Raw genomic sequence first — 6,178 nt, forward strand, 5'->3', positions numbered from 1 at the left:
AGCCAACAGTTGCCGCAATTCATCAATGGCCATCTCATGCCGAGATTGGCCTAATAGCATCAACGCGCGTTGTAGGTGTGCATTCATAAGTTCAAGTACTTTAACACGTCGTCATAAATGCCACCTTGATTCGAATAAATCGCATAGTTGCGAGCGGTGGAGAACCATTCCCGTGTGGTGGGACGCAGCGTTTTTGCCGCAGCAATCATATCCCGGGTAACCAGCGGTTTGGGAATCCCTTCTTTCAGCGCCAGACGCAGTTTCTCTTCGATCGCTTGATCCACCACCGCCTTCATATCCGCTCCGGAAAACTCAGGTGTCTTCTTTGCGATTTGCGCAAAATCGATCGCGTCCTGTGGTTTGCCCTTCAAATGAATCCGCAGCACCGATGCGCGAGCCTCCTGATCGGGCGGCGGCACAAACAACACGCGATCAAACCGCCCCGGGCGTCGAAATGCCGGATCCACATGCCATGGCGCGTTGGTGGCAGCCAAAACCAAGACGCCGTCGTTCGATTTGTCGACACCATCCATCTCCGATAGAAATTGGTTGATCACATGCCGCCCCGCTCCGCTACTCATGTCGCTGCGACGGCCACCGAGTGCGTCGACTTCGTCAAAGAACAAGACGCACGGCTTGTTGTAGCGAGCCTGCTCAAAAATTTGTGCAAGATTCCGCTCGCTTTGGCCGGTCCACATGTCGAGCACGTCGCTGATCCCGACCGAGATAAACCCTGCACCAAGTTCGCCCGCCGTAGCTCGAGCCAAATAGGTCTTCCCGCAGCCGGGCGGTCCATACATCAAAATCCCGCCGCCGATCTTTTTGCCGTAGGCTTCGTACATCTCGGGGTGTTGCAGCGGGTACAAGATCTTCAGCCGAATTTCTTCCTTTAACTTGTCCATACCACCGACGTCATCAAACTTGATCTTGGGACGTTCGATTTCTGAGACAAAGTTTCCGACATCGGGCTGCGTCGATTCACGACTGCGACCTTCGACGACGTCACCATCTTGGTAGGCTTCGCCCACGCCAAGTTGATCACCGAGAATCGGGTCGGCAACTGAGGGGTCACGTTCAAGTGCCTCTTTGTACTGGATCACCGCATCGCGAACTTTGCCTTCGCCCAGCAACAATTTTGCGAACACAACAAACGCTTTCGCTGGCGCCCTTTTCGATTGGCACAGATCCTCGAGGATCACCATCGCCTTGCTTTGTTCGTCCATTGAAAGATAGGCCGACGCCAACCCAAATTTTACGTCCGCATTCTCCGGCGACAGCGAAAGTGCGTTACGATACTCCGTCGCCGCCTCGTCGAATCGGCCGTAGCTGGACAACGTTTGAGCAAGATGAACACGGAGCGGAAGATTGTCCGGCGAAACCGCTAAGGCCTCGCGCAGTCCACGGATGGCATAGTCTTCAGGCGACATAAACGAATCTTGGCGGGAGTGAGGGGGCAGAAAGTGGTGCCAAGATTGTACGAATAGCTGGACCGAGTTCCTAGTCGACCAGATCAGTTGGGAACCAAGTTTTCACACAAACGGCATGGGTCGGCAAAACACCGAACCATTGCCGCTGTCTATTTACCAGCCGGACTCACATGCTATCGAAAATGCGTTTCGAGTGTGCGAGCGAGCGACAGCATCACACTTCGGACTCGATCACGCTTCGGCATCCGGTTCGACCACCGTCGCATCCAACACCGGTTCCTCTTCGCTGACCTTACTGAATTGTTTCCATCCCCATGCAAGCCATCGCAGCAGTGCGGCAGCCAACCACAACGCCCAAACCAACATGAAAAAGCGATAAAACCACACCGAAATCGAAACAACGATGGTCACCGGCAACTGCATCCCGCTGTGCGGGGTGAACCAAATCAAACTCGACCTCCACGAATTGTTCCCAGCAATGAACATGTCTGGGTTTCCAAGCAACCCTTCCCCCACGATGATAAACAACACCAGCAGCGCGATCAGCGTTAGTAGCACGATGACCGATTGCACAAAATAGTCATTCCATCGATACGGGGCGACGACCGGATGTCTGCCACGATACGCCAGCACGAACAACCAACCGACGACGAACATCGCTGCAATCAATGGCACCTGCGTTAAACCGATCGAAAGCAATACCCACTCGTATCGTCGCAGCGGAGTCATCGGAATGCTGCCCAACACGAGGGCAACAATGACTGCGACCGCCAGGATCGTCCAAAAACGGACCGCCGGGCCTCGCAGCGGTCCGTCCGCCCACAATATCCAGCGGTTCTCGGGCACGTCTAGCTTCGTTGTCACATTCGAAGCCTCCACCGGCAACGACACATCCGGTGAATTCACCGTCGTGGCCATCGCTTCGGAACGACTCCATTGCACCTCGACCTTTTGCCGTCCCGGACGCGCTGGGACGATCAAGTCGTTGCCTATACGCTGCACCGGAATCGCTCGCTGGTCGAGCTCGAGCGAAGTGATCTCGATGTCCGCTGGAAGCGTGATTGCGAAATCGTTCGCCAAACTACACTCCAAATCCACGTCCAAGGTACTCGTTCTCCGTCGGTCCCCCAGCGTCGTTGCTAGATTCACTCGCTGGACCGTCACCGTGTCGCCATCCACGGCGACTGGGCGGCTAAAGAGGATCGTTACCGTTTCGCTGGGCCATGGTTGCCATACGGGAATTAAGGCTCGTTCATCCGGCTCGAAAATCGGACTCAATCCGGAAAGCGATACGTTCCAAATCGGCGAGGTGACAAGTTGCCAACGCTCGACCCAACGATCCGTTTCGGCTGCCGACAAGACAACCTCGGGTCGTCGCTCTAATTCGCTTTCCCAAACAAACGATTGCTGATTCGCGGCCATTTGGACCACGACCGAGTCCTCTTTGACCTCCCTTGCTGATGTCAGGACTTGCTCGCCTTCCAACAGCGGCACTTGGATTGAAATGGCTTTGCCCGGCGACGAAAGCCGCTTGACGGTGGTGCGTACTTTCCAAATCAGTCCAATTTCAAGCCGGCGCTCGACCATCATCACCGGATTGAAGTCGGTGCGATCATAGGCTGCTTCATCCTCGCTCACCTCTTGTTCTTTGAGAAAGAACACTTGTGTTGCTGGCACCCCGTTGCGGTCAACGCCCGTGATATCCCAACCAACGGCATCAATCGTCACGCGTCGCGGTTTTAACAAAAAGCTCCATTCCCATTCGGCTGCGTCTGCGACTCGCCCTTTGACCGTGACTTCGTGGATACCTTTCTCGACCGCGATCCAAAGATAGCCGTCGCGCCGCGTCACCGGTGCATCGCCATCCATCGTCACCGAGATGGGCGACCACGCCGGCAATCGTCCTGGTAACGGCACCGCGACATCGGCCGCAGCGTGGATGCTCACTTTCATTGTCAAATCGTTGCCATTGATGCTCAGCTCCGCTGCAGAAATTTCCGCCGCGTTGGGGAACGCATCCGACCTTTCGAGCAATCGCTCTCGCAACGTGTTAAGCATCTCGGGCGACGGCACGTTCAGCACGTCGATGTCGTGGTGCGTCGATTCCGTTGACGCGTTGTCTGTATTCTCGCGACTAGCGGCGGCATCCTGCGCAACCGCCGGGACGGCAAACAACATCAACCCCATTGCAGCGGCGGTTGCCGTCGTGCGTGACGCCACACGCGACCAAGGCCAGCGTTGTCCCCGCTGACGCAATAAAATCATTCCCAACGCCATCAGCAACAGCACACGAATGCAAGTGATCACGCGATTCATGGTCAACGAAATCAGTACCGGACGGATATTTTGATCCGCTGCCACGGGACCATTCCACCGGCAAACAACGTTGTTCCAGTTCCATTGCGGTTGAGCGGGACCGGTTTGAATCACGACTTGAGGATCGTAGTTCAAATTGGTGTATTGATCGATCGCTTTGCCAATTTGTTTGGCGGCCGATTCGCCTCCCCTTCGCTTCCCCAGCGAACTCGACGGCGCGTCGATCTGGTAAGAATCGGTCTCCACCGTCGCAAAACGTCCTGCATCCGGTTGGGCTCCGATACCGCTCCACACAAACAATCCGCGGCTGCCGTACGAAATGCCTTGCGGTTCGAGTTGCGGATAGATCACGTTTTGCACCTGCCTGGCGATAAATGGCACCACACAAAGCAGCAGCACGGCTAACGCGACGTACTTCCAAACGGTAATCCATTGTTTGATTTTGCCATCCCCTACCACTCGCAACAACGCAATCGGCATCAACAACAATAGCCACGTGATTCGTGGCGATCCCGGCTCGTGATACGACAAACCAAAAGCAAGCAGCGCAACGATGCCTCCGAAAAATCCAAACAGTTTGAAAACCGCTAACGAAAACACCAACAGCAAAAACAGATCCAGTAGCGACCACGCGGTCAACCAATCTCCACGCACCTGATCCGTACCGAACACGGCAAACACTCGCCACCCCGGCGGCGTGGTGATTGTCATCTCCAGCGACTCAGCATCCGCCTGCCATCCCGTTGCCGACACGGCGTCGCTCATCGGCACCCGTCCCACTGCTTCCATATTCAGATTGCGGCGGCGAATTTCGGTACCACTCGTTCCTGTGACCGGATTGACCGTGATCAATTGAGCATCGCCTCCGACACGCACCGCCCCTAACTGATGATCCTCCGCGACATCGAGTCGCCAAATCTGTTGCATTTGGCCGCTGAGTTGATCGTGATACGTCAACATCTGGCCGTCTTCATCCAGCCAAAGTCGCCGGTTGATGTTCAGACCCGAACGGGCTTTTTCGCCCATGCCCCTCATCTTTTCCAGCAACTGAAAGGGTTTGCTGACATCCCACTGGTACACTGCAATGCCTTGCCACTCGCTCGGATAGGTCGTTTGGGTGACATCGACCATCGGTAACCCCTCAATCTGCGAAACACGAAAGTCGGGATCGTTTTGCAGACCGACAAGTTCCGTCTCGGTCAGTGGTTGTGCCCCAGTGGCAAATCGAATCTCGTCGACATCATGCGTGCGAAAGGCGTCGACATTGATCGTCCATTTTCCGGCACGCACTTGCGATTTGATCAAGCCTTGATCGTCAATCGCAACTGGAATGGGACTTTGGACCGTGGCCAGTTGCCAACCTTCGGGCAACACCCCCCCCAGTAATTCTTCGCGGCTTTTCCCGGATACGGTCAGTTCAATTTGGGTGCGTAACCAAAGCGGAATTCCATCCTCGATTTTCCGATACACTTTGATCGTCAACTGGTCTTTGTCCGTCGGTTCACTGCGTGATCGTCTTAACCAAATTTCGCCGTTGCCGTCCCAGGTTGGATTGTCAACGTTGCTGCCGTTGATCGACAGCGACACGATGCCAATCGCCGCTGGGATTTTGATTCGCTGTGGCATACCAGCCCACTGGAATTCACCCGACAATTTGCCTTGCCCCTTCGGCAATTTGACCGATGGTTCGCCATGATGCTGGACCACCACCACGGGCTCGCCATCCAACCGCACATCGCTAGGCCAAATCGTCAAGCTGCCCGGCAGCGGCAGCCAGGTTTCCTCGAATCGTTTGATCTCAAGTTCAAACGATCCGCCATCGTCGTCCACAGTCAACTGCAGTGCCGAAGGCCAGGCACAGATCGCCTCGTCGGCGTTGCTGTACAGTTTTGGACAATCACGATTTTTGACGCCCCAAGTCACCCAATCCTGCCACGGTTTCAGCACTTCGGGGATCTTCGGTGCCTGGGCACTCGCAACGGTGCCAACCATCAGCGAAAAAATAACGACAGCCAGACGCAACCGAGATGCGAAAGAAATATTGGTGACAGAGTGATCGGGCATCGTAGCACGCATGCGAAGAGAGAATGCGGGAAATTGGGTATTTGCAAAGGTACGATCGACTAGAGCCCGACCCTGCGGAATTCTTCGCAAGAAAATATTTTAAGGGTGCGAACATAGGGAATGCGCGCAATTTCCCGGTTTCCAACCTTTAGTTTGATTTTCGAATTCTTCGTTTAACCGTCAGCCGATAGGCGTACGCATCACTCCAACCAGATGATTCTTGGAGCGGCGCAAGCCGCCCGGTCAATATCGAACGTTTTACTCGCCACAACCGGGCGGCTCGCCCCGCACCGCGACAAGTCGTTTTCGTAGTGGGACACGCCAGAGTTCCCGGTGCCACAGCGGAACGACTAAACGGCTTATTGATTTAG

At 55.1% G+C, this 6,178-nt stretch carries 2 protein-coding genes; both read right to left on the bottom strand.

Annotated elements, in window-relative coordinates; translation table 11 throughout:
- Window positions 1-83: 83 nt before the first annotated feature.
- Window positions 84-1,427: an ATP-binding protein gene (locus RMSM_RS01095; RefSeq protein WP_008690192.1), complete on the bottom strand. Its 1,344-nt coding sequence runs from the start codon at window positions 1,425-1,427 to the stop codon at window positions 84-86.
- Between the two features lie 231 nt (window positions 1,428-1,658).
- On the bottom strand, window positions 1,659-5,807 hold the full coding sequence (locus RMSM_RS01100; protein ID WP_008690193.1) for a hypothetical protein: 4,149 nt from the start codon (window positions 5,805-5,807) through the stop codon (window positions 1,659-1,661).
- Window positions 5,808-6,178: the final 371 nt, after the last annotated feature.

The sequence above is a fragment of the Rhodopirellula maiorica SM1 genome, assembly GCF_000346295.1.
Classification (GTDB): domain Bacteria; phylum Planctomycetota; class Planctomycetia; order Pirellulales; family Pirellulaceae; genus Novipirellula; species Novipirellula maiorica.

Excerpts from the sequence above, each read along its gene's own strand:
- RMSM_RS01100 (WP_008690193.1), bottom strand. The coding sequence starts at position 5,807 with ATGCCCGATCACTCTGTCACCAATATTTCTTTCGCATCTCGGTTGCGT.
- RMSM_RS01095 (WP_008690192.1), bottom strand. The coding sequence starts at position 1,427 with ATGTCGCCTGAAGACTATGCCATCCGTGGACTGCGCGAGGCCTTAGCG.